Here is a 21,835-nt window from a genome sequence, read left to right as displayed (position 1 = left end):
TCAGATTTCCCCAAATCCAATCTAAAAGTAGCCTGTTCAAGTTATATATTTGTAGTTTTTTTTGCTTAGGTGTATAATGAGTCCTTAGCAAGTAACTTACTAGAAAAGAGGAGTTCAGAATGGAATTAAAAGATTTTACTGAAAAAGAGCAGGAGCAGATAAAAGAGGGGCTTAGTACAGCCGTCATTAGCGATAAGGAAGCGGCTAAAAAGATTTTGGCTCTTGTGCCACAAGAATGGCTGAAGCGAATTCCCTTCCTTGTTAGAGGGCATGCAACGACCAAGACGGTTGAGCGAGTTGCCAAGCAATACCCAGAACTTTACGCTGTGGCTAAGCAAGCAGGAGACCTTCCTGAAAAGGAGCGTGAGGAATTGCGCGCTATCATGATAGCTATCTTTGAAGAAAAGATGAACAAGCACAAGATTAAGTAGACTTACCAGTGTATAGCGATTCATTTTCTTTAAGTTGGCATTTGGAGTTGGCTACTCTACCTTGCTCATCAATTCATAAATCAAAGTGACTGCACTTTTATCAACTGCAGTCATTTTTTTATGGCTTAGGGGAATAGCTTCGTTGATGGTTGTGTTTGGTTTATCAAGTTTAGTTTTCAGTTCAGATATGATTTCAATATTAAGAGAATTTCTATCTAAGATAGATTTTTCCTTTCTGTTTTTTAGTATTTCTTGATATAATAACAAGAGGAATCTTTGAAAATTACCATAGTAAAAATGTAAACAGGACGAAAGAATGAAGAAAGTAAAAAAGATTATGTTGATGAGTGCCTGCACTTTGGCAATTCTTGGCTTAGCTGCATGTGGGAAGACACAAAAGCAATCAAACGGCAGTCAAGAGAACCCAACAGTTGGTCAGACTAGCTCAGAAAAATACCCATGGAAGGCGACTTATTCAAATCTAAATAGTCAAAAAAGTGTCGAAGAAGTTAAGAGTCTGTTGGCTGCCGACTTGGATAAAAACAGTGTAGATAACTTTGTCAATCTAGTCAATGACTACAATGGCATTGTTGGTTCTGCTGGATTAACGGGAGACTTCACTACATTCACAAAAACAGACTATGATGTAGAAAAAATCAGCAACTTGTGGCGTGAAAAAAAGGGCGATTTTATCGGGACAAATTGCCGAATTAACTCTTATACTTTGCTGAAAAATAGCATCGAAATCCCTCAAATGGCAAAGGATGATGAACTTTTATTCTTAGATAATGACGCGATTGACAAGGGAAAGCTATTTGATACCAAAGATAAGGAAGCCTTTAATATCCTATTCTCAAGAGTCAAGACTGAGGCGACCCAAGATGTCAAGGTTCACGCTAAGAAGATGGAGGAATACTTCAAACAGTTCAAGTTTAACGAAAAGGCAAGGATGCTCTCTGTCATTGTCCACGACAATCTTGACGGTGATTCTCTCTTTATCGGGCATGTCGGCGTCTTGGTTCCAGATAAAGACGGATATTTATTTGTCGAAAAGCTGACCTTTGAAGAACCTTACCAGGCTATCAAGTTTGCAACCAAGGAAGATGTCTACAAATACTTGCAGACCAAATATAAAGACTACACAGGAGAAGGTCTGGCCAAGCCCTTTCTCATGGATAATGAGAAAGTAGTAGAGGATAAATAGAGATATTGCTGCTGTATGGAGTTTAATGTTTACTTACGGCTGGCTGTTATTTCTGGAATCTTTTTGACTGTTTGATGGCAAGTCTAACAGATTCATTTTTCTAGTTAAGTCAAAGTATAATTAGGGCAGACAGACGCACGGTTGTAACAACTGTACGTCTTTTTGCGTCGGAAAAGCGCTTGGTAATGTCTATATTGCTTTCGCCGCTACAGAAATGATAAAAATGTGATAGCTCTCTTAAAGAAAGTCATTTCTTTTTTAGAAAACATCAACTTTTTATTGCATTTGCAATAAAAAGTTGATATACTAGTTTCATAAGGAGGAGAGATGTCGATTTTACGTGAGATTGGAATCATTGCCCGAGCTTTGGATTCCATAGCTAATCTGGAGTTTCGTGACATAGATCTGGCGCGGGGACAATATCTCTATCTGGTGCGGATTGCGGAGAATCCTGGTATTATCCAGGAGGAGCTGTCGGATTTGCTCAAGGTAGATCGCTCGACGGTGGCTCGCTCAGTCAAGAAGCTAGAAGGCAAAGGTTTACTGGAACAGCGCCCAGCTGCCACTAACCGCAAGAATAAGGAATGGTTTGTCACCGAAAAGGGGGCGACCCTCTATCCTTTTATCTTAGCGGAAAACGAGTATTCGGAGCAGGTTTCGTTGGAAAATTTTTCAGAAACTGAGCGGAAAGAGTTAGAAAAGATGCTGGTTCGCGTCCGAGAGAATATTACCAAGGACTGGGAGCTGGTCAAAAAAGGTCAGAAAAGAAATTATTGAGGTGCAACATGAAAATTACAGTTGAAAATGAATTTTGGACTTTGTTTCCAGAGGCTCAGATTAGTATTATGGTCGTCAAGGGTTTGGACAATTCTGTTGATGAAAGCAAGGATCCCTACTTCAAATCCTTGCTAGATAAGGGAGCAAAGCGAGCTGAAGACTTTATCCCAGATGAGACTTTTACCCAGAATGATGTTATTCAGGAATGGCGGCAGGCTTTTAGTAAGTTTAAAACTAAGAAGGGAGCCCGTTCTTCCATTGAAGCCCTGCTCAAGCGGGTCAGTCAGGGACGGGAGTTTCATCCGATCAATCCTTTGGTAGATCTTTATAACAGTGCGTCCCTTTCTTATGCTGTACCCTGTGGTGGGGAGGATTTGGACAAGATTGTCGGTGGTCTTCATCTGGGGAAAGCCAAGGGTGGTGAAGCCTTCTTTCCACTGGGAGCTGAGAGTGATGCGCCTGCTCTCCCAGAGGAAATCATCTACTATGATGAGGAGGGAGCCGTCTGCCGCTGTCTCAACTGGCGAGAAGCTCAGCGAACCATGCTGACAGAAGGAACCAAGGATGCTGTTTTGGTTATCGAGGCCATCAATGAAGAGCAGGCAGCGCGTGCTCAAGCGGCCATGAAAGAACTCCAGTCTCTGGTGGAGGAATATTTCGGTGTCAAGGGTGACATTACTCACCTGATAGCTGAAAATCCAAGTCTGGAAATCTAATCATCAAAAAATCTGGATCAGAATAATCTGGTCCAGATTTGCTTTTATAGGGTAAAGCAGCTTTGGTCTAAACATAACTCTATTTTCTCTTCTTCGTAAGAAATTGTCAGTAATACATCTGATTTTTACAATTCAGCTCTTAGATTATAACGCTTTTGTATAATAATATCTTTCTCCGGTATAGGGATATTCTTTTAAGGCAAACACTTCTTCATAACCGTGCTTTTTATAAAAATCCGGTGCTTGAAACTGATAGGTGTTCACAAATGAACATTTACACTTTCTTTCTCTAGCCTCTTTTTCTGCCCGATTCAAAATGTTTGAGCCTATGCCTTGTCCTCGGAAATCCTCTTGCACATACAAATATTCAATTTCTAGCCAATGTCCAAAAGTTTCGGCTACCATACCAGCAATTAGATTTCCTTGTTCGTCTTCGACATAGATGTTAAGAGGTTCACTTTTTGACGGTTCTCTCTTTGATTGATTATATGCTCTGATTAAATTTCCCAGTTCTTGTGTTTTCTTCGATTCTCTATTTTCCAATCGAAAGTGCATTACAACCTCCATATTAGCTTCTCAAATGGCCTATTATTTTTTCTTGCTTTTAAAAACAAAAATCTTGCTGAAGACATAGTTGAGGACGATAATAGCTACTTGGGCAATGAAGGTTTCGACAGTATTGACCATCTTGATGTCATTATTGACAAATTGGCCGATGATTTGCGGGAACCAGCTGACAAAGATGATGGTTAGAGCTAGGTCGAGGCCTAGGGTGCTGAGCCGAGCGATAAAGAATTTAATCAGTCTGACTGGCCAGCCCTTTCTTTTTTGCTTGAAAACAATGGTATCGTTGGTCGCAAAGGCAAAAAGGATACCGGCGATATTTCCGATGATGGTCGCAATGATTTCATTCGAGGTCAGAGTATAGAGCAGCATCCGGGTCGCGACAGCTACCACAGTAGTGGCTACTCCAAAAAACAGGTAGGATAAAATTTCATTATCAAAAAACTTTTTTATTACAACTTTCATGATCTTAGTCTATCATATTTTCGGGATTTGTGCTATACTTGAAAGGCTGTGTCTCAATGTGAGAGAGTGGGGAGAAGGAGCTGTTTTAAAAGAATCTCCGACCTATTTCATTTCTTACTGTTAGTGATGGATACAGCCCTTGACGCTTAGCTTCTTTCGTCAAGCATATTTTAAGCGGGAAAACCGCTAAAGGAGAAAAAATGAAAAAACAAAACCTAACTGTTCGTGACATGACTCAGATTGCCTTAGTTGCGGCGATCTATGTAGCTTTGACCATTACCCCACCTTTGAATGCTATTAGCTATGGTGCTTATCAATTCCGTATTTCGGAGATGATGAACTTTATGGCCTTTTATCATCGTAAATATATCATCGGGGTGACCTTAGGCTGCATGATTGCCAATTTATATAGTTTTGGTATCGTAGATGTCTTTGTTGGTGGTGGTTCCACTTTAGTTTTTTTGACTTTAGGTGTTATTCTTTTTGAAAAATTCAAGAATCAATATATTCTTAATAATCTGATTCGGCTAGATCATTTCTGCTTTGCAATTCTCTTTTCTATTTCCATGTTTACCATTGCTGCGGAACTGCACCTCTTACAAGGTCTTCCCTTTTTCCTCACTTGGTTTACGACAGCGGCTGGAGAATTTGTTTCTTTGCTAATTGGAGCGATTTTAATCAATCGTCTGTCTCAGCATATTGATTTGACGAGATAGATTACAAGGAACAACTATAAAAATGTATGGTTGTTTTTAATTTCCTGTGGATTGTGAGGAACAAATAGAGGAAGATTTCGCCCATTTATGATAAAATAGAAGTATGAAAGAAAGAATTGCAGAATTAGTCAAATTGCTTAATCGATACGCCCATGAATACTATACCAGTGATTGTCCAAGCGTATCTGACAGTGAGTATGATCGGCTCTATCGTGAGCTGGTGAACTTAGAAGAAAAGTACCCAACAGACATTCTGCCTGACAGCCCTACACATCGGGTTGGTGGGAAGATTTTAGAAGGATTTGAAAAATACCAACACCAGTATCCTCTTTTTAGTTTGCAGGATGCTTTTTCACGTGAAGAATTACTGGCATTTGACGAGCGGGTGCGTCGGGAATTTCCCAGCGTTTCCTACTTCTGCGAGCTCAAGATTGACGGTCTGTCTATTTCCCTGACCTATGAAAATGGTGTCTTGATAGCAGGCGCGACGCGCGGAGACGGCTCTGTCGGTGAAAACATCACGGAAAATCTCAAACGGGTCAAGGATATTCCCTTGACTCTCAAAGAGCCTGTTGACTTGACTGTCCGCGGAGAATGCTACATGCCCAAGGCCTCCTTTGATGCGGTTAACCAGCTGCGGCAGGAGAATGGTGAGCCTGAGTTTGCCAATCCGCGAAATGCAGCAGCTGGAACCCTACGCCAATTGGATACAGCTGTTGTGGCCAAGCGTAAACTGGCTACCTTCCTCTATCAAGAAGCCAGTCCGACTCAGGAAACCAGTCAGGAAGCTGTTTTGAATAAGCTGGCATCTTTGGACTTCTCAGTCAATCCTACTCATATTCTGGCGGAATCTATGGATCAGGTCTGGGAGTTTATCGAAAAAATTGCTCAGGAGCGGGATAGTCTGCCTTATGAGATTGACGGTATTGTTATCAAGGTCAATGACTTAAGTGTTCAAGAAGAGCTGGGCTTTACTGTCAAGGCACCTAAGTGGGCCATCGCCTACAAGTTTCCAGCAGAGGAAAAGGAAGCCCAGCTTTTGTCTGTGGACTGGACCGTCGGACGGACGGGAGTTGTGACTCCCACGGCGAACTTGACGCCGGTTCAGCTAGCAGGAACGATAGTTAGCCGAGCAACCTTACACAATGTGGACTACATATCTGAAAAAGATATTCGCAAGGAGGATACAGTTATTGTCTATAAGGCAGGCGATATTATCCCAGCTGTCTTGCGTGTGGTCGAGTCTAAGAGGGCGTCAGAAGAGGCTGTGGAAATCCCAAGTCACTGCCCGAGTTGTGGCGGTGAGCTATTGCATTTTGAGGATGAGGTGGCTCTGCGCTGTATCAATCCTCTCTGTCCCGCTCAAATCATGGAGGGTTTGACTCATTTTGCCAGCCGAGATGCTATGAATATCACAGGCCTAGGCCCTGCGATTGTCGAAAAGCTCTTTGCCAAGGAATTGGTCAAGGATGTTGCCAGCATTTACCGTCTTTCTGTAGAAGACTTGCTCACCTTAGACGGCTTTAAGGAAAAATCAGCCAACAAGTTGTATCATGCCATTCAAGCTTCCAAGGATAACTCAGCAGAGAAATTACTCTTTGGGCTGGGTATTCGTCATGTGGGAAGCAAGGCCAGTCGGATTCTATTAGAGAAATTCCATGACATTCCTAGACTTTCTCAGGCCAATCAAGAAGACATTGCAGCTATTGACAGTTTGGGGACTGTTATTGCTCAAAGTCTGCATTCTTACTTTGAGCAGGAAGGCAGCCAAGTGCTGCTGCGGGAACTGCAAGAAGCTGGTGTCAATTTAGACTATCTAGGTGAAAAAGTAGCTGCTGATGCAGTCCTCTCTGGCAAAACAGTCGTACTGACCGGAAAATTACAAAAATTAACACGGAATCAAGCCAAAGAAAAATTGCTGAGCTTGGGAGCTAATGTTGCCGGAAGTGTGTCTAAAAAGACGGATTTGGTGGTAGCTGGCAGTGATGCAGGCAGCAAATTGACCAAAGCCCAAGAACTTGGAGTCGAGATTCGAGATGAAGATTGGTTAGATGGCTTGTGAGGCTGAGTATGAAGAACAAGATAAAAAAAGCAAGATTGATTTATAACCCGACTTCTGGGCAGGAGATTATCAAGAAAAATATTGCCGAAGTCTTGGACGTTTTAGAAGATGTTGGCTATGAGACCAGCGCCTACCAAACGACTCCAGAGCCCTTCTCCGCGCAGCGGGAAGCCGAAAGGGCAGCCAAGGCTGGTTTTGACTTGGTGATTGCTGCCGGTGGTGATGGAACGATTAATGAAGTGGTCAATGGAGTTGCCTCTCTAGATGTGCGTCCCAAGCTGGCCTTTATCCCGACCGGAACGACCAATGACTATGCGCGAGCTTTGAAGATTCCGATGGGGGATCCGGTAGCCGCTGCCCGCATTATTGAGAAAAACCAAACGATTCAGATGGATATCGGCCGAGCTTATGGCAGCAAATACTTTATCAATATTGCTGCTGCAGGTACCCTAACGGAGCTGACTTACAGTGTTCCTAGTGAAGTCAAATCCCGTCTGGGTTATCTGGCTTATGTCGCAGAAGGGGCTAAAATGCTGCCTCGCTCCAAATCTCGTAAGGTACGGATTGAGCATGATCATGGTGTTTTTGAGGGCAAGGTTTCGCTTGTCTTTGTAGCCTTGACTAATTCTATTGGTGGTTTTGAAAAACTAGCTCCGGATACAAAATTCGATGATGGGAATTTTACCTTGATTGTGGTAAAAACGGCTAAGTTATTTGATATGCTTAGCTTGATTATACAAGCGATTAATGGTGGACAGCATGTGACGGATGCCAAGGTTGAGTATCTTAAAACCAGCAAATTGAAGCTAGAAGTATTGGACAAAAAAGCACCGTTTATGCTGAATCTAGATGGGGAGTATGGTGGCGATACGCCAGTAGAGCTTGAAGTTTTGCATAATCATCTGGAATTTTTTGCAAATATAGACGAAATTGATGAGAATGCTCTTTCGATAGAATAATTTAGAAATGAAGAGATTAATGAAAATGTTAGACTATAAGGTCATTGTTCACTATCATAATCCTAAGGGAGATTACTTTTCTTATGATTTGTGGCAGTGGCAGACAAATAAATGGGGAAAAGAAGCTTCTTTTTCCAAACTTGATTATTTCGGTATTCAAGGAGAACTATCTTTTAAAACTTTGGAGCCTTTGGGGCAAGCCCATGTGATTGTCAAGCGTTCGGACTGGTCCAGCCAGTCTTGTGACTATCATATCGATTTATTGCCTGCTCATTTACCAACAGAAGTATGGCTGATTGAAGGAGACCATCAGGTTTATTATTCCCTTCAGGCGGCTACAACCAGCCACCAATACTCACAGCGCCGCCCTCATAATTTTGATGTGGCTATGCGGTCAGATTATTTTGATGAATGCTGGGGTTACCAAGGTTGGCTTGGTCATCGTCTTCAGGGGCAGACCAACCTGTTTAAAGTCTGGGCTCCAACAGCAAAAAATGTCGAATTGGTAGTCTATGAATCTTCCAGCAATGAAGCAGCCATTTATAAAAAATTCCCTATGAAAAAGGGGGAAACTTACTCGCACGACCATGCTAAAAATACAATTGGAGTTTGGTTGGTTGACGTGCCAGAGGATCTAGCTGGCAAGGCCTACCATTATCATGTTAGTTTTGAAAATCAACATTTTCATACCCGCGATCCTTATACGATAGCCACTAGTCCAGATGGTAAGCGCTCAGCTATTGTTGCTGAAAAGGACAAGACTGTTCCAGGGTTTAAGGTCTGTCAAGGTAAGAAAGCCACCTGGCGTCTAAAAAATCCTAATCAGGCAGTCATCTATGAGATGCATATTCGGGATTTAACCAAATCCAGCAGCTCCGGAGTAGAAGAGAACCTGCGAGGAACCTTCTTAGGCGCTTGTCAGACAGGTACTAGGAACCGATTGCGATACAAGACGGGCTTTGATTATATCTGTGACTTAGGGATCAATGTGGTTCAGCTCCAGCCGATCTCTGACCGTCACAAGGACTATGATGAAAATGGGCAAGTCACCTATAACTGGGGTTATGACCCGCAGAACTACAATGCGCCAGAAACCAGTTTTTCTTCCAATCCAGATGACCCAGGTCAGGTTATTCGAGATTTGAAAACCATGATTCAGGCCTATCACGATGCTGGCATTTCTGTGACCTTGGACGTAGTTTACAACCATATCTATTCAACTTTTGACTCAGCTTTTCAGGCAACTGTTCCCGATTATTACTACCGGATGAATCCCAATGGTTCCTTCCAAAATGGTACCGGTGTCGGCAGTGAGACAGCAAGCGAGCACGAGATGTTCCGCAAATTCATGATTGATTCGCTGCGTTATTGGGTTGAGGAGTTCAATATTGATGGCTTCCGTTTTGATTTGATGGGAATCCATGATGTAGCGACTATGAATGCAATCCGTGAGGAAATGGATAAAATCGATCCGAGGATCTTGCTTTATGGAGAAGGCTGGGATATGGGAACGGGTCTGATGCCACAGGATAAGGCTAAAAAAGACAATGCTTATCAAATGCCGCGGATTGGCTTCTTCAATGATACCGAGCGCGATGCGGTGAAGGGAGCTGAGGTCTATGGCGGGGTGAAAGCAGGCTTTGTCAGCGGCCAGGCGACCGAAGACATTGTAGCCAAGTCTATTTTGGGAAGCAAGGAGTTAGGCTCTTATTGGTTACCAGAGCAGGTACTCAACTATGTTGAAGCCCATGATAATTTCAACTTGCATGACTTACTGACTGAATTGCATCCACACGATGACGTTTTAACAAAATCCAAACGTATTGAACTGGCAACGGCCATGAATTTACTTATGCAGGGCATGGCTTTTATGGAATTAGGTCAAGAATTCTCACGAAGTAAATTAGTAGCAACAGGTGAAGGCGGAGAAGTGCTGCACAGCGACCGAGAAAGAGCGATGAACAGCTACAATGCCCCGGACGCTGTCAATCAAGTAAACTGGGATTTACTCAATCATCATCAAAACAGCCTTGAATTTATCAAGCAGATCATTCATCTAAAGACAACTGTCAAGGAATTTTCTTATAAAACTTACGCAGATATTTACAAGCATGTCTTTGTCAAATCTGCAAATCAAGGAAGCGGACTACTGATTTTTGAGATTAAGGATGAAAAGCACTATGAAATTATTTTCAACGCCAGTGGCTTGCCTTTCTACCTGTCAAATTCTGATAAGCTTCGTTTGGTAGCTGGTAACAGCCGTCATAAAAGACCATTTTATGTTGAAAATCTGACTGCTTCTGTTTTTGAAGTAATTAACTAATGTCAAGATAAGCAAAATGACTATAAAAAAAGTTGAAGAAACCCACTTGTGGCTCCATTCTTCAATCTTTTTTTGATTGGCGGAAAATAAAAAAAAAACTCTCCCAAAACATTTTCAACGTTTTGGTGAGAGTTTTGTAGTTTGATAAATACTAAGGAGTAGCAGTTGAACTAGAGGAACTTGAAGAGCTAGAGGAGCTAGAAGAGTCTCCGCTACTCTCTTCCTCACTGCTGGATTGGAATTGTTCAGGGTGCAGTGCTCGATAGCTTGGCGAATTGAATAAGTCAATGGAGGACACACCGCCACGTTTTGAGTAAAGGCTGGTCGATTGCTCTCCTTTTTCCTTCTCGATGGCTTGGAGAGCCTTGAAGGAGTTGATGTAAGAATAGTCCTCGGGATTGACTTTTCCTAAGTCATTGCCCGTGTAGAAGCGGAGCAGGTCCCCTGTCTGAATCGCATCGCTCATCTTCAGCTGGGTATTGGCTGCTGTCCGAATAGCTTCCAGTTCTGCAGTTGTGGATTCGTCGGGAAGGGTAATCTCGTCCCCAGTTTGTGTGTTGTAAATCCGTCCGCTGTAGCTTGTATATTTAGGGGTTACAAAGTTATTGGTTGAGCGGAAAGTCACGATTTGCTCATGCTGAGGTGAGAGTAGGTCTTGTCCGACTTGAAGGTAATTTTTTGAGTCAATGCCCAATAGATGCTCCAAAGTTGGCAGCATATCAATTTGTCCACCAAAGGTATCAATGATTTTTCCTTTCTCCATACCCGGTATCACCACCATATATGGGACCCGCTGCAGCATAGCGTTGTCATAACTAGACCAGGTTTCAGAGTCTTTGCCTAGAAGTGGTGCCAGAGCTGGATTGCGAGAATTGGAAATTCCATAGTGGTCTCCGTAAAGGACAATAATTGAATTTTCATACAGCCCAGCTTCTTTAAGATAGTCAAAGAAGGCTTTGACAGCAGAGTCCAGATAGTTTGCAGTTGCAAAGTAGCCATTGATGGTTTCGTCTTTGGTATCTGCAAGCGGGAAACCAATTTCATCGCCAATCAGACTGGTCGTATAAGGATAGTGATTGGAGACGGTGATGTATTTGGCGTAGAAAGGCTGCTGTAAATGTTCCAGATACTTGATGGAATCTTTCAGCATGATCTTGTCGTTCAAGCCGTATTGGAAGGAGTTAGTCTCGTCCTGTTTGGTGAAGTAGGAGGCATCAAAGAAATAATTGTAGCCCCATTGCTTGTAGGCGGTGTTGCGGTTCCAGAAGCTGCCAGTATTTCCATGGAAAACAGCAGATGTGTAATTTCCATTTTGAGAGAGGATAAAAGGAGCTGCTTGCTGGGTATTGGTACCACCGTAATTTACCATGAAGGAGCCTTGGTTAAGACCGAATAGGCCTGTCTCTAGCATGGTTTCTGCATCGGATGTTTTTCCAGCCTTAACTTGGTTAAAGATGTTAGAAAAGGCCAAAGTTGAGTTGGAATGGTAAAGTGAGTTCAGAAAAGGCGTTACTTCGTATTCCTTGCCGTCCATCTGCAGTTTATAGTCAATTAAAAACTGTTGGAAGCTCTCTAAATGGAGATAAAATACATTGCGGCCCTTAGCAATGCCATAGTATTCAGAATTTGGCTCTGCATAATGGGATTGGATATATTGTTCAACTGGCTCCAGATCTTTGGCAGAGGCTTTAGAGCGCTCTTTATTGGCACTATAGGTTTGATTGGCGCTGTAGCCTAGAAAGGCTGGCAGGCCGAGAGCTCGGACGACATAGTAATTTGAAAATCCGCGCGTCAGGAGCTCTGGACGATCAATCTCTGCTAGGAAAAGATTGGCTGAAAAGAGCATGGCTGACAGAGATGTCACGGCAAAGCTAGCCCGAATATTGAAAGCTCGATGATCCAAACGGATATACTTTTTATAAAAAAGCCAGCCAAGGATTGGGAAATCAATGATATAGATGGCATCCCACGGACGGAAAAGCTCCATGGCCGCTGCTCCCAGACCTGCAGAAACCTTGCTGGAGGCCAGCATGGTATTGACCGTCACAAAGTCGGTAAACTCGCGATAGTAGATGGAGTTGGAGACCAGCCAGACAAAGAGCAGCATGTAAATAGCAGTGCTGACCCAATAAAAAAGCTTGGTCGGTTTGATATAAAGAGCTAGTCCAATCAGCAAAAGTCCGATGGGAAAAGGGTTAATCAGAGCCAGAAAAATCTGGTAGGCTCCTTGAATATCTAAACTAAAATCGACAGTATAGGCCCACATGGTTTTTAACCAGTAAATCGTGAGCAAACTCAAGACGAAACCTAGCCTTGTACTCATAAAATTGAGTAAATTCTTGGTTATTTTTTTCACAGAAAGGTACTTCCTTGTCTTATTTCCTAAAAATTCTCTACCTCTAAGTATATCATAATTTTTTCAGTTGAGGAAAGATTGAGATGATTTAAGAGGTAGATTGTTTTATTTGTAAAATAATCAAGACTATAGTATTGGAATGAGGCAAGTTCTTTTTATCTGGATGTTAAAATTTCTCAAGAAAACATTTGTATTAGTGTCATTAAAAAGTTTATAAAAAACTAAATAAAAAATGTAGAAAGAATGATTAGTCTACTTACATCGGGGGGATTTAATTGACAGAATGCTATTAAAATGATATTATTGTACTGAATCAATAAGTACACTTGAGTAAAGGAGAAATTTGTGGATATTATTATTAGTAATAACCGAGATAAGCCAATATATGAACAAATCATTTCTCAGATAAAAAATATGATTATGAGTGAAGAATTGGTTGCTGGAGATAGTCTTCCTTCAATGAGGGCATTAGCCAAATCAATTCATGTGAGCGTTATTACAGTTCAGAGGGCATATGAAGAATTACAAAGAGATGGTTTTATTGAAACTGAAATAGGTCGAGGAACATATGTGCTGGCAAGAAACAAGGAGTTTTATAAAGAGCAACAGCAGAAAAGAATAGAAGAACATCTACAGTTTGCTATTGAAGTTGCAAAAGAAAATGCAATCCCATTAGAAAAGATGATGGAGATACTAAAGATTTTGTACTTGGAGGAGGAATGACAATGACTAATATTTTGACATTGGAAAATGTGAACAAAAAATATGAGAAATCAAATTTTTCAATCAGAAACATATCCTTTTCATTGCCAGAAGGGAGCATATTAGGTTTTATTGGCGAAAATGGGTCTGGAAAATCAACTACTATGAATTGCATTTTAAATGTATTGAGAAAAGATAGTGGAAAGATTGAAATATTCGGTAAAGAGATGTCTGATGAAGATACCGATATAAGGGAAAATATTGGTGTTGTCTATGATAGTAATAATTTTCCTGAACATTTAACCGCGGAACAATTAGCTGACATCTTTGAGAAAATTTATAGCAAGTGGGATAATACTTGTTTTGAAGAATACATGCAGCGTTTTAATTTGCCTAAATCTCAAAAAATTAAAACCTATTCAAGAGGCATGAGTATGAAGCTTGCTATTGCAGTAGCACTTTCACATGAATCCAAATTATTGATCTTAGATGAGCCGACGAGTGGACTTGATCCAATCATGAGAGATGAAATTTTAGATGTACTTCTTGAATTTGTAAAGCAAGAGAATCATTCCATTTTATTATCCTCTCATATCACTAGTGACTTAGAAAAAATTGCAGATTATATCGTATTTATTCACGATGGAGAAATTATTTTAAATAAAACAAAAGATGAACTGATATATGAATACGGGGTTATTCGTTGCTCTGAAAATGATTTTGTAAGCATTGCGACCGAAGATATCTTATCATACATGAAAAAAGATTATCAGATAGATGTGCTGGTATCTGACAGAAAGCTGATGAAGAAAAAATATAAAAATCTGATAGTAGACAATGTGTCTTTGGATGAAATGATGCTGTTGATGGTGAGAGGAGAAGGAAATGAAAGGATTGATTAAGAATCATTATTATAAATTGGCATCAAATTTAAGGGTGCTCCTGATATTTATATTTTTGATAGGAATCTCAATTCTAATTTTCGGCGGTAGAAATGAAATACCATTGATTACTTTTTTATGTTTAACAGTTATTGGCTTTCCTTTTATCAGCTCTATTGGGTTAAGGAAAAATAATAGTGGGAAGTGGAATCAATATATGGTATCCTTGCCAATTAGGAGATGTGACATCATAAAAAGTGTATTTGTGACTCAATTCATTACGATTGTCATTGGAAGCTTGTTATCTATGGGAGTGTTTTTAACGTCATTTGCTTTGCATGGATTCGCATTTTATAGATATGTTGATGTACTTTTGCTATTTTCATTTTTTATAGGAGTTATCTTCATCATGAATGCAATTTTTTTACCGATATCCTACTTAGATTTCAATGATCGAACTGAAGCGATGAGTATCATCAGTCTATTAGCATCAGTGGCAATCATGGTTGGCTCAATAGCCGTAATCAATACTTTGTTTGAAAAACCATCAGATACCCAGTTAATTACATTTGGTATAGGGAGTTTACTGTTATCTAGTGCGACATTCATATTATCTTATTTTTTAACTGTTAGGATTTATTTAAAGCAGGATTGTTAATACAAATATTGAAATATAAAATATCTGTTCTTCTCCTAATTATAATAGAAAGTGGAAATAGGAAAACTCTTTATTAAAGTCCGCCTAATAGGGCGGCTTTTTGCTATAGCAAATAATAAAAATATGTTCCTCTTAAAGCCGATATTGGGTTAAAATAATAAATATGCTTTGAGAATTTTCACAATATTTGGTATAATAATGCTTATGAAGAAACTTACTGTTAAAAAACAGACAGAGGAAAAGTTGAGAAAAGGCATTTTAGTGTTAGATAAAAATGATTTTCCAACTCTTTCTCTCAATAATCAATGTGTGGAATTGCACAATCAGCAGGGGAAATTTTTAGGAACAGCCTATCTATCTTTGCAGAATAAGGGACTTGGTTGGCTGATTTCCTATGCTAAGGTAGAGTTGAACCTAGCTTTCTTTCAGAAGTTGTTTGAAAAGGCTAAAGATAAGCGCTTCTATTATCGCCATGCTGAGGATACGACAGCCTATCGTCTTTTTAACCAAGAAGGTGACGGTTTTGGTGGTTTTACGGTTGATTTGTATGAGGAATATGTAGTTTTTTCTTGGTATAATTCCTATGTTTTTTCAATTAAGGACCAGATAGTGGCTGCTTTCCAGCAGGTCTTTCCTGAGGTCGCTGGAGCTTACGAGAAGATTCGCTTCAAGGGCTTGGACTATGAGTCTGCCCATCTCTACGGAGCAGAAGCGCCAGCCTATCTTACGGTTTTGGAGAATGGCGTTCGCTATCAAGTCTTCATGAATGATGGCCTGATGACTGGGATTTTTCTGGATCAGCACGAGGTGCGGGGCAGTCTGGTTGACGGCTTAGCTAGCGGAAAAAGTCTGCTCAACATGTTCTCCTACACAGCGGCTTTCTCGGTGGCAGCTGCCATGGGTGGCGCTAGTCAGACAACTTCTGTTGATTTGGCCAAGCGCAGTCGTGAGCTTTCCCAAGAACATTTTGAAGCCAATGGCTTAGATTTGGAGCCTCATCGTTTCGTAGTTATGGATGTCTTTGATTATTTCAAATACGCCAAGCGCCATAATCTAAAATATGATGTGATTGTCCTAGATCCGCCGAGCTTTGCTCGCAATAAGAAACAGACCTTCTCTGTTGCGAAAGATTATCATCGTTTGGTGGCTCAGGCTTTGGAAATTCTGAGTCCAAAAGGAACATTGATTCTCTCGACCAATGCAGCCAATGTCTCTAAAAGTAAGTTTAAAAAAGAAATTGAAAAAGGATTTGCAGGAGTTCCTCACCGCTATCTGGCGGAATATGGTCTACCAGCAGACTTTGTATACAATAAGAAAGATGAAAATAGTAACTATCTCAAGGTATTTACTATTAAGGTGGACAAATGAAATTAGTCGTTTCAATCATGCCCAGAAGTTTAGAAGAGGCTAAAGCTATCGATCTTAGCCGCTATGATGATGCAGACATTATCGAATGGCGAGCGGACTTTTTGCCCAAAGAGAGCATTCTAAACGTTGCTCCTGCTATTTTTGAGAAATTTGCCGGGCGTGAATTGCTCTTCACACTGCGGAGTCGGCAAGAAGGTGGCGAGCTTGATTTGTCAGATGATGAATATGTTGCATTAATCAAAGAAGTAGCGAGATTTTATCAGCCAGACTATGTTGACTTTGAGTATTATTCGCACAAAGATAAATTCGAAGAAATGCTTGATTTTCCCAATCTAGTCCTCAGCTATCATAATTTTGAGGAAACACCGGAAAATATGATGGAAATTTTGTCAGAATTGACAAGTTTGACACCAAAAGTGGTTAAAGTTTCTGTCATGGCTCACAATGAGCAGGATGTGCTGGACTTGATGAACTACACTCGAGGATTTAAAACCTTAAATCCTGAGCAGGACTTTGTCACGATTTCCATGGGAAAAGTTGGAAAAATCTCTCGTATAGCAGCTGATTTGACAGGCTCTATCTGGTCTTTTGCCAGTCAAGAGGTTCCATCGGCTCCTGGGCAGATTTCTTTGGCCAATATGAAGAAAATTCAGGAGATTTTGAATGAAAATTGACGGTCACACTCGCTTAGTAGCTGTAATAGCCAAACCAATTAAACATAGCATTTCTCCCTTTATTCATAATCTTGCTTATGACTTAACAGAGACCAATGCTGTCTATGTTGCTTGGGAAATTGATAGGGAAGATCTGCAGCAATCTATTGAGAATATTCGTCGATATGATATGCTGGGGGCAAATATTTCAATGCCCTATAAGCAAGAAGTCCTGCAATATTTAGATGGTATTGATCAATCAGCACAGCTGATAGATTCTGTTAATACGATTGTAAATCAGAATGGTAGTTTGATTGGCTATAATACAGACGGATATGGATTTTTCCGCAGTCTGCCTGATTTTGATGTTAAAGATAAAATCATCACCGTTTTAGGTGCTGGGGGAGCTGCGTCAGCAATTATTGGACAGGCTGCTATAGAAGGTGTAGCGAGGATTCATGCTTTTGATCGCTCTCTGACCCTTGAGCAGACGAAGGTTAAAATAGATCAATTGGCATCGAGAGTTGGGCGGGATATCTTTCTGCATGCTGTCGAAGATGAAGAGGCTTTAAAGACATCAATTGCTCAGTCGGCTTTAGTTGTGAATGCCACAGGTGTAGGCATGGATGGTAAGTCTCTTCCTATCCCAAGTCAATTTGTCTTCCCTGAACATATTTTAGTTGCTGATTTAACTTATAATCCTGCTGAAACTCCGTTTTTGAGATTAGCGAGAGAGCAAGGTTTGAAAACAACGAATGGTTTTGGGATGCTGTTTCATCAAGCTAAAAAAGCTTTTGAACTGATGACAGGAAAGAAAATGCCATCAGAAGAAGTTTGGGCAAGTTTACTAGAGGAAATCAAGAAATAGTCTAATAAACACAGCATTATAGTGACGAAATAGATGTCCTCTTGGTTCTTCAATGATTTGGATGTCTATTTTTTTAACTATTTAGAAGGCATTATTTGAAAATCAGCTCAAAAAATAAGTCAGCAACAAATATACAGTCTTACAAAAAACAAGCAGGATACATCTAGGAGGTACTTATGAAACTGAATGTAAATCTCCCACATCATCCCTATGATATTCTCATCGAAAAGGGGTCTTTATCTCAGGCCGGAAGTTGGTTGAGTCAGCTTTGGCAGCCTCAGAAGGTAGTTATCGTCACGGACAATCGAGTGGCTCGACTCTATGCGGAAAAGGTCAAGCTGAGTTTGGAAGCTGCGGGTTTTGAAACCTATGTCTTTGACTTTTTGGAAGGTGAAGCTAGCAAGAACTTAAAGACGGTCAACAAGGTTTACGAGTTTCTGGTTAAGGTTGGTCTGACCCGCAGCGATGGAATCGTGGCTTTGGGCGGCGGTGTTGTCGGTGATTTGGCAGGTTTTGTCGCTTCGACCTATATGCGGGGCATTCATTTCGTGCAGATTCCGACCAGCCTGACAGCTCAAGTGGACTCCTCTATCGGTGGCAAGACAGGTGTCAATACGCCTTGGGCCAAGAATATGGTCGGTACTTTTACCCAGCCAGACGGTGTCCTGATTGACCCTGAAGTCTTGCAGACTTTAGGGCAACGTGAATTGATCGAAGGCATGGGCGAGGTGGTTAAGTACGGCTTGATTGAGGATAAGGAACTCTGGGATGAGCTGTCAGAAATGGATGGCAGTCCAGAGTCGATTTTGGAGCATGCGGAAAGCATCATCTACCATTCCTGCGATGTTAAGCGTAAGATTGTGGTCGAGGATGAACTGGATAATGGCGTCCGTCTCTATCTGAATTTCGGTCACACCATTGGGCATGCTATTGAGGCGACTGCAGGCTATGGCAAGGTCATGCACGGTGAGGCTGTAGCTATTGGGATGGTACAGGTTTCTCGCATCGCTGAAAAGCAAGGCCTCATGCCAGCTGGAATCACAGAAGACATCATTCATATGTGTCAGAAGTTTGGCTTGCCGGTGGATTACCAGCCTTGGGATGAGAATGCTCTCTATCAGGCTCTGACCCACGATAAGAAGGCTCGAGGCAACTCTATCAAGCTAGTACTGGTGCCTGAACTGGGCTCGGCTAGTATTCACCAGATTCCGCTGGAAGAGATGAAAGAATTTCTGAAGAAATAAGTGCCAGATGGAGCCTGAGACGAAATGGGCAGTTTGGATGAAAAGCAAACGGACTGTCCAGCTCTTTCCATCCCAGAAATAGGAGAAAATGTATGAGATACTTAACTGCAGGAGAATCCCACGGACCTCGTCTGACAGCTATTATTGAGGGAGTGCCGGCTGGTCTTTCTCTGACCGCTGACTATATCAATGCTGAGCTCAAGCGCCGCCAGGGTGGGTACGGCCGCGGTGCCCGCATGAAGATTGAAAGCGATCAAGTCGAGATTACGTCTGGGGTTCGTCATGGCAAAACCATGGGCGGTCCGATTACACTCAATGTTACTAATCTGGATCATCAGAAATGGCTGGATATTATGAATGTGGCGGATGTCGAGGATGAGAAAAAGGGACTGCGCAAAATTACCAAGCCGAGGCCCGGTCACGCTGACCTAGTTGGTGGGATGAAGTACCGCTTTGATGATTTGCGAAATTCCCTAGAGCGCTCTTCTGCCCGCGAAACGACCATGCGTGTAGCAGTCGGAGCAGTTGCCAAGCGCTTGCTGGAAGAAATCGGTGTAGAGGTGGCTAGTCATATCGTAACCTTTGGTGGCATTGATATTGATGTTCCAGACAATCTGACTGTAGCAGAAATCAAAGAAAGAGCTGCCCAGTCGGAGGTTTCCATTGTCAATCCTGAGCGCGAAGAAGAAATCAAGGCCTACATTGATCAGATTAAGAAAGACGGGGATACCATCGGTGGTGTTATTGAGACTGTCGTTGGCGGTGTGCCAGTCGGTCTGGGTTCTTATGTCCAATGGGACAAGAAACTGGATGCCAAGATTGCTCAAGGAGTCGTGTCTATCAATGCTTTCAAGGGAGTTGAGTTTGGTGTGGGCTTTGAAGCCGGTCGTCTCAAGGGTAGTCAAGTTATGGATGAAATCCTCTGGTCTGAGGAAGATGGCTTCACTCGCAGAACCAATAATCTAGGCGGTTTTGAGGGCGGTATGACCAATGGTCAGCCAATCGTAGTGCGTGGGGTTATGAAACCTATCCCAACCCTTTATAAGCCACTGATGAGTGTGGATATTGAAACGCATGAGCCCTACAAGGCGACAGTGGAGCGGAGCGATCCTACGGCTCTGCCAGCAGCGGGTGTTGTCATGGAAAGCGTGGTGGCCACAGTTTTAGCCACCGAAGTTCTGGAGAAGTTCTCTTCGGACAATCTGGAAGAACTGAAGGATGCTGTAGCCCGACATCGGGAAGTTGTCAAGAACTTTTAGGAAATCTCGATGCAATAACTGTGCCATTAAGAACCAAGGAGTGAAAATGGAGAAAAAAAGAGTCTATATCGCAGGTCTTGGCCTGATAGGAGCTTCGTTGGCTTTGGGAATCAAGCGAGACCATCCTGAGGTTGAAATTCTCGGCTATAACCGCAGCCTGGAATCACGGCAGATTGCTCTGGACCGAGGAATAGTAGACCAAGTGACAGATGATTTTGTCTCTTTTGCCCCCTTGGCAGATGTCATCATTCTGGCGGTACCTATCAAGCAGACGATTGCTTTTCTGGAAATGATGGCTGGCCTAGAACTGAAGGAAAATGTCATCATTACTGATGCTGGCTCAACCAAGTCAGAGATTGTGGCAGCAGCAGAAAACTATCTGAAGAATAAGCCCGTCCGCTTTGTCGGTGCTCATCCCATGGCTGGTAGCCACAAGACCGGAGCCAGAGCAGCGGATGTTAATCTCTTTGAGAATGCCTATTATATCTTTACGCCTTCCAACCTGACCAAGGTGGGGACCATTGCTGAAATGGAGGAGCTGTTAAGCGGTCTGCATGCTCGCTTCATCCAAGTTGATGCTGCAGAACATGACCGAGTGACCAGTCAAATCAGCCATTTTCCGCATATTCTGGCTTCCAGTCTCATGGAGCAGGCCGGAGCCTACAGCCAAAACCATGAACTGACCCAGTCCTTTGCAGCTGGCGGGTTCCGAGATATGACTCGGATTGCTGAAAGTGAGCCGGGCATGTGGACCTCTATTCTTTTGACCAATCCTGAGGCAATCTTGGAGCGGATTGAAGACTTTAAGGAGCGTTTGGATCAGGTAGCCGCGGATATTGAGGCTGGGAATGAAGATGCCATCTGGCAGTTTTTTGACCAAGGCCGGCAGATTCGCAAGTCTATGGAAATTCACAAGCGAGCCGGTGTGGATAGCTTCTATGATATCTTTATCAATGTTCCTGACGAAGAAGATGCCATCTTGGGAGTTTTGGAACGTTTAAGAGGAACCTCTATTGTCAACATTCGCATCAACGAGGAAAATCGTGAAGATATCAACGGAATCCTGCAGATTACCTTTAAAAATCGTGAAGATTTGGAAAAATCTGCTAAAATAATCAGAGAGCAAACAAATTATCAAGTCTTTTTAGACTAATCTAGAAAATGGAGAACGATTTATGGCAAATATCTATGATTTAGCAAATGAACTCAGTCGCAGCCTGCGGGAACTTCCAGAGTACAAAGCGGTTGCTGAAAGCAAAAAAGCTGTGGACGCGGATAGTGAAGCAAAAACCATTTTAAATGAGTACCTTGCTTTTCAGCATGAATTGCAAGTGATGGCTCAAACAGGTCAAATGCCTACCAAAGAAGTTCAGGATAAAATGACCTCTTTTGGAGAAAAAATTCAGAGCAACTCAGCTTTGACGGACTTCTTCAATAAGCAACAGCAACTATCCATCTATCTTGCAGATATTGAGAAGATTATTTTTGATCCAGTTCAAGATTTGCTCAAATAAACTTAAAATCCTGGTGCTTAGTACCAGGATTTTTTGGTATTATAAGGCTGAAAGTGTGTCTGAATAACAGTGAATTTTGAGTTATTAGGTCTAGAATTGATTTGTCGGCAGCAGT

The 21,835-nt window shown here is 41.9% G+C and carries 21 protein-coding genes and 1 riboswitch; of the genes, 18 read left to right on the top strand and 3 right to left on the bottom strand.

The genetic code is table 11. From position 1 onward, the window contains the following. The first annotated feature begins 119 nt into the window (after nucleotides 1–119). The 4 genes from FZ952_RS06985 (at nucleotide 120) to FZ952_RS06970 (ending at nucleotide 3,128) form a co-directional block, all read left to right on the top strand. A complete protein-coding gene (locus tag FZ952_RS06985) occupies nucleotides 120–431 on the top strand; it encodes a hypothetical protein (protein WP_148881118.1) in 312 nt (103 codons plus the stop codon). Between the two features lie 316 nt (nucleotides 432–747). After that, nucleotides 748–1,635, top strand: a complete 888-nt coding sequence (locus FZ952_RS06980) for a DUF4300 family protein (RefSeq protein ID WP_148881117.1) — start codon at nucleotides 748–750, stop codon at nucleotides 1,633–1,635. Nucleotides 1,636–1,962: 327 nt separating this feature from the next. Then, complete coding sequence (locus tag FZ952_RS06975; RefSeq protein ID WP_148881116.1) at nucleotides 1,963–2,412, top strand: MarR family winged helix-turn-helix transcriptional regulator; 450 nt, start codon at nucleotides 1,963–1,965, stop codon at nucleotides 2,410–2,412. An 8-nt stretch (nucleotides 2,413–2,420) separates the two neighbouring features. Next, a complete protein-coding gene (locus tag FZ952_RS06970; RefSeq protein ID WP_148881115.1) occupies nucleotides 2,421–3,128 on the top strand; it encodes a B3/4 domain-containing protein in 708 nt (235 codons plus the stop codon). A gap of 144 nt (nucleotides 3,129–3,272) precedes the next feature. On the opposite strand, the gene FZ952_RS06965 is transcribed toward FZ952_RS06970, so the two are convergent. After that, complete coding sequence (locus FZ952_RS06965) at nucleotides 3,273–3,683, bottom strand: GNAT family N-acetyltransferase (RefSeq protein WP_148881114.1); 411 nt, start codon at nucleotides 3,681–3,683, stop codon at nucleotides 3,273–3,275. A 33-nt stretch (nucleotides 3,684–3,716) separates the two neighbouring features. Next, a complete protein-coding gene (locus FZ952_RS06960; protein ID WP_148881113.1) occupies nucleotides 3,717–4,157 on the bottom strand; it encodes a GtrA family protein in 441 nt (146 codons plus the stop codon). Nucleotides 4,158–4,265: 108 nt separating this feature from the next. Further along, a riboswitch (PreQ1 riboswitch) is annotated at nucleotides 4,266–4,360 on the top strand. Here FZ952_RS06960 and FZ952_RS06955 point away from each other — a divergent pair. From FZ952_RS06955 to pulA, 4 genes are all read left to right on the top strand, one after another. After that, nucleotides 4,358–4,873 (top strand): QueT transporter family protein, encoded by a 516-nt coding sequence (locus FZ952_RS06955; protein ID WP_037614731.1) that lies wholly within the window; start codon nucleotides 4,358–4,360, stop codon nucleotides 4,871–4,873. (Overlaps the previous riboswitch by 3 nt.) Nucleotides 4,874–4,976: 103 nt before the next feature. After that, complete coding sequence (gene ligA, locus FZ952_RS06950) at nucleotides 4,977–6,935, top strand: NAD-dependent DNA ligase LigA (RefSeq protein WP_148881112.1); 1,959 nt, start codon at nucleotides 4,977–4,979, stop codon at nucleotides 6,933–6,935. 8 nt (nucleotides 6,936–6,943) lie between these two features. Then, entirely contained in the window at nucleotides 6,944–7,894 is a 951-nt protein-coding gene (locus FZ952_RS06945) for a diacylglycerol kinase family lipid kinase (protein ID WP_037614736.1), read from the top strand. 25 nt (nucleotides 7,895–7,919) lie between these two features. After that, a complete protein-coding gene (gene pulA / locus FZ952_RS06940) occupies nucleotides 7,920–10,217 on the top strand; it encodes a type I pullulanase (RefSeq protein WP_148881125.1) in 2,298 nt (765 codons plus the stop codon). A 151-nt stretch (nucleotides 10,218–10,368) separates the two neighbouring features. Here pulA and FZ952_RS06935 read toward each other — a convergent pair whose 3' ends face one another. Further along, nucleotides 10,369–12,573, bottom strand: a complete 2,205-nt coding sequence (locus FZ952_RS06935; protein WP_037615644.1) for an LTA synthase family protein — start codon at nucleotides 12,571–12,573, stop codon at nucleotides 10,369–10,371. Nucleotides 12,574–12,918: 345 nt separating this feature from the next. On the opposite strand from FZ952_RS06935, the gene FZ952_RS06930 reads away from it, so the two are divergent. From FZ952_RS06930 to FZ952_RS06885, 10 genes are all read left to right on the top strand, one after another. Continuing rightward, nucleotides 12,919–13,296, top strand: coding sequence for a GntR family transcriptional regulator (locus tag FZ952_RS06930; RefSeq protein ID WP_148881111.1), 378 nt, complete (start codon nucleotides 12,919–12,921; stop codon nucleotides 13,294–13,296). Between the two features lie 2 nt (nucleotides 13,297–13,298). Next, entirely contained in the window at nucleotides 13,299–14,177 is an 879-nt protein-coding gene (locus FZ952_RS06925) for an ABC transporter ATP-binding protein (RefSeq protein ID WP_148881110.1), read from the top strand. Then, nucleotides 14,161–14,814: an ABC-2 transporter permease gene (locus FZ952_RS06920; protein WP_148881109.1), complete on the top strand. Its 654-nt coding sequence runs from the start codon at nucleotides 14,161–14,163 to the stop codon at nucleotides 14,812–14,814. The genes FZ952_RS06925 and FZ952_RS06920 overlap by 17 nt, the downstream gene beginning before the upstream one ends. Before the next feature lie 204 nt (nucleotides 14,815–15,018). After that, complete coding sequence (locus FZ952_RS06915) at nucleotides 15,019–16,182, top strand: class I SAM-dependent rRNA methyltransferase (protein WP_148881108.1); 1,164 nt, start codon at nucleotides 15,019–15,021, stop codon at nucleotides 16,180–16,182. After that, a complete protein-coding gene (aroD, locus tag FZ952_RS06910; RefSeq protein ID WP_037615635.1) occupies nucleotides 16,179–16,856 on the top strand; it encodes a type I 3-dehydroquinate dehydratase in 678 nt (225 codons plus the stop codon). Before FZ952_RS06915 ends, aroD begins: the two co-directional genes overlap by 4 nt. Next, nucleotides 16,846–17,703, top strand: a complete 858-nt coding sequence (locus FZ952_RS06905) for a shikimate dehydrogenase (RefSeq protein WP_148881107.1) — start codon at nucleotides 16,846–16,848, stop codon at nucleotides 17,701–17,703. Before aroD ends, FZ952_RS06905 begins: the two co-directional genes overlap by 11 nt. A gap of 176 nt (nucleotides 17,704–17,879) precedes the next feature. After that, nucleotides 17,880–18,947 (top strand): 3-dehydroquinate synthase, encoded by a 1,068-nt coding sequence (gene aroB, locus FZ952_RS06900; protein WP_148881106.1) that lies wholly within the window; start codon nucleotides 17,880–17,882, stop codon nucleotides 18,945–18,947. A gap of 92 nt (nucleotides 18,948–19,039) precedes the next feature. Further along, nucleotides 19,040–20,206 carry a chorismate synthase gene (aroC, locus tag FZ952_RS06895; protein ID WP_148881105.1) on the top strand — a complete coding sequence of 389 codons (1,167 nt, stop codon included), beginning with the start codon at nucleotides 19,040–19,042 and terminating at the stop codon, nucleotides 20,204–20,206. A gap of 46 nt (nucleotides 20,207–20,252) precedes the next feature. After that, nucleotides 20,253–21,359 carry a prephenate dehydrogenase gene (locus FZ952_RS06890; protein WP_148881104.1) on the top strand — a complete coding sequence of 369 codons (1,107 nt, stop codon included), beginning with the start codon at nucleotides 20,253–20,255 and terminating at the stop codon, nucleotides 21,357–21,359. A 22-nt stretch (nucleotides 21,360–21,381) separates the two neighbouring features. After that, nucleotides 21,382–21,720: a YlbF/YmcA family competence regulator gene (locus FZ952_RS06885; RefSeq protein ID WP_148881103.1), complete on the top strand. Its 339-nt coding sequence runs from the start codon at nucleotides 21,382–21,384 to the stop codon at nucleotides 21,718–21,720. The last annotated feature ends 115 nt before the right edge of the window (nucleotides 21,721–21,835 follow it).

This window comes from Streptococcus sp. Marseille-P7376 (genome assembly GCF_902460385.1).
In the GTDB taxonomy this organism is placed as follows: Bacteria; Bacillota; Bacilli; order Lactobacillales; family Streptococcaceae; genus Streptococcus; species Streptococcus sinensis.
Note: the sequence above shows the minus strand (reverse complement) of the source record. Positions and strands in the feature narration are given on the sequence as shown.

What these genes read in the sequence shown, in the direction of transcription:
- FZ952_RS06890 (WP_148881104.1), top strand. Translation starts at nt 20,253, where the DNA reads ATGGAGAAAAAAAGAGTCTATATCGCAGGTCTTGGCCTGATAGGAGCT.
- aroB (WP_148881106.1), top strand. Translation starts at nt 17,880, where the DNA reads ATGAAACTGAATGTAAATCTCCCACATCATCCCTATGATATTCTCATC.
- FZ952_RS06915 (WP_148881108.1), top strand. Translation starts at nt 15,019, where the DNA reads ATGAAGAAACTTACTGTTAAAAAACAGACAGAGGAAAAGTTGAGAAAA.
- aroC (WP_148881105.1), top strand. Translation starts at nt 19,040, where the DNA reads ATGAGATACTTAACTGCAGGAGAATCCCACGGACCTCGTCTGACAGCT.
- FZ952_RS06905 (WP_148881107.1), top strand. Translation starts at nt 16,846, where the DNA reads ATGAAAATTGACGGTCACACTCGCTTAGTAGCTGTAATAGCCAAACCA.
- FZ952_RS06925 (WP_148881110.1), top strand. Translation starts at nt 13,299, where the DNA reads ATGACTAATATTTTGACATTGGAAAATGTGAACAAAAAATATGAGAAA.
- FZ952_RS06970 (WP_148881115.1), top strand. Translation starts at nt 2,421, where the DNA reads ATGAAAATTACAGTTGAAAATGAATTTTGGACTTTGTTTCCAGAGGCT.
- FZ952_RS06945 (WP_037614736.1), top strand. Translation starts at nt 6,944, where the DNA reads ATGAAGAACAAGATAAAAAAAGCAAGATTGATTTATAACCCGACTTCT.
- ligA (WP_148881112.1), top strand. Translation starts at nt 4,977, where the DNA reads ATGAAAGAAAGAATTGCAGAATTAGTCAAATTGCTTAATCGATACGCC.
- FZ952_RS06985 (WP_148881118.1), top strand. Translation starts at nt 120, where the DNA reads ATGGAATTAAAAGATTTTACTGAAAAAGAGCAGGAGCAGATAAAAGAG.
- FZ952_RS06965 (WP_148881114.1), bottom strand. Translation starts at nt 3,683, where the DNA reads ATGCACTTTCGATTGGAAAATAGAGAATCGAAGAAAACACAAGAACTG.
- FZ952_RS06885 (WP_148881103.1), top strand. Translation starts at nt 21,382, where the DNA reads ATGGCAAATATCTATGATTTAGCAAATGAACTCAGTCGCAGCCTGCGG.
- FZ952_RS06975 (WP_148881116.1), top strand. Translation starts at nt 1,963, where the DNA reads ATGTCGATTTTACGTGAGATTGGAATCATTGCCCGAGCTTTGGATTCC.
- pulA (WP_148881125.1), top strand. Translation starts at nt 7,920, where the DNA reads ATGTTAGACTATAAGGTCATTGTTCACTATCATAATCCTAAGGGAGAT.
- FZ952_RS06960 (WP_148881113.1), bottom strand. Translation starts at nt 4,157, where the DNA reads ATGAAAGTTGTAATAAAAAAGTTTTTTGATAATGAAATTTTATCCTAC.
- FZ952_RS06980 (WP_148881117.1), top strand. Translation starts at nt 748, where the DNA reads ATGAAGAAAGTAAAAAAGATTATGTTGATGAGTGCCTGCACTTTGGCA.
- FZ952_RS06955 (WP_037614731.1), top strand. Translation starts at nt 4,358, where the DNA reads ATGAAAAAACAAAACCTAACTGTTCGTGACATGACTCAGATTGCCTTA.
- FZ952_RS06920 (WP_148881109.1), top strand. Translation starts at nt 14,161, where the DNA reads ATGAAAGGATTGATTAAGAATCATTATTATAAATTGGCATCAAATTTA.
- aroD (WP_037615635.1), top strand. Translation starts at nt 16,179, where the DNA reads ATGAAATTAGTCGTTTCAATCATGCCCAGAAGTTTAGAAGAGGCTAAA.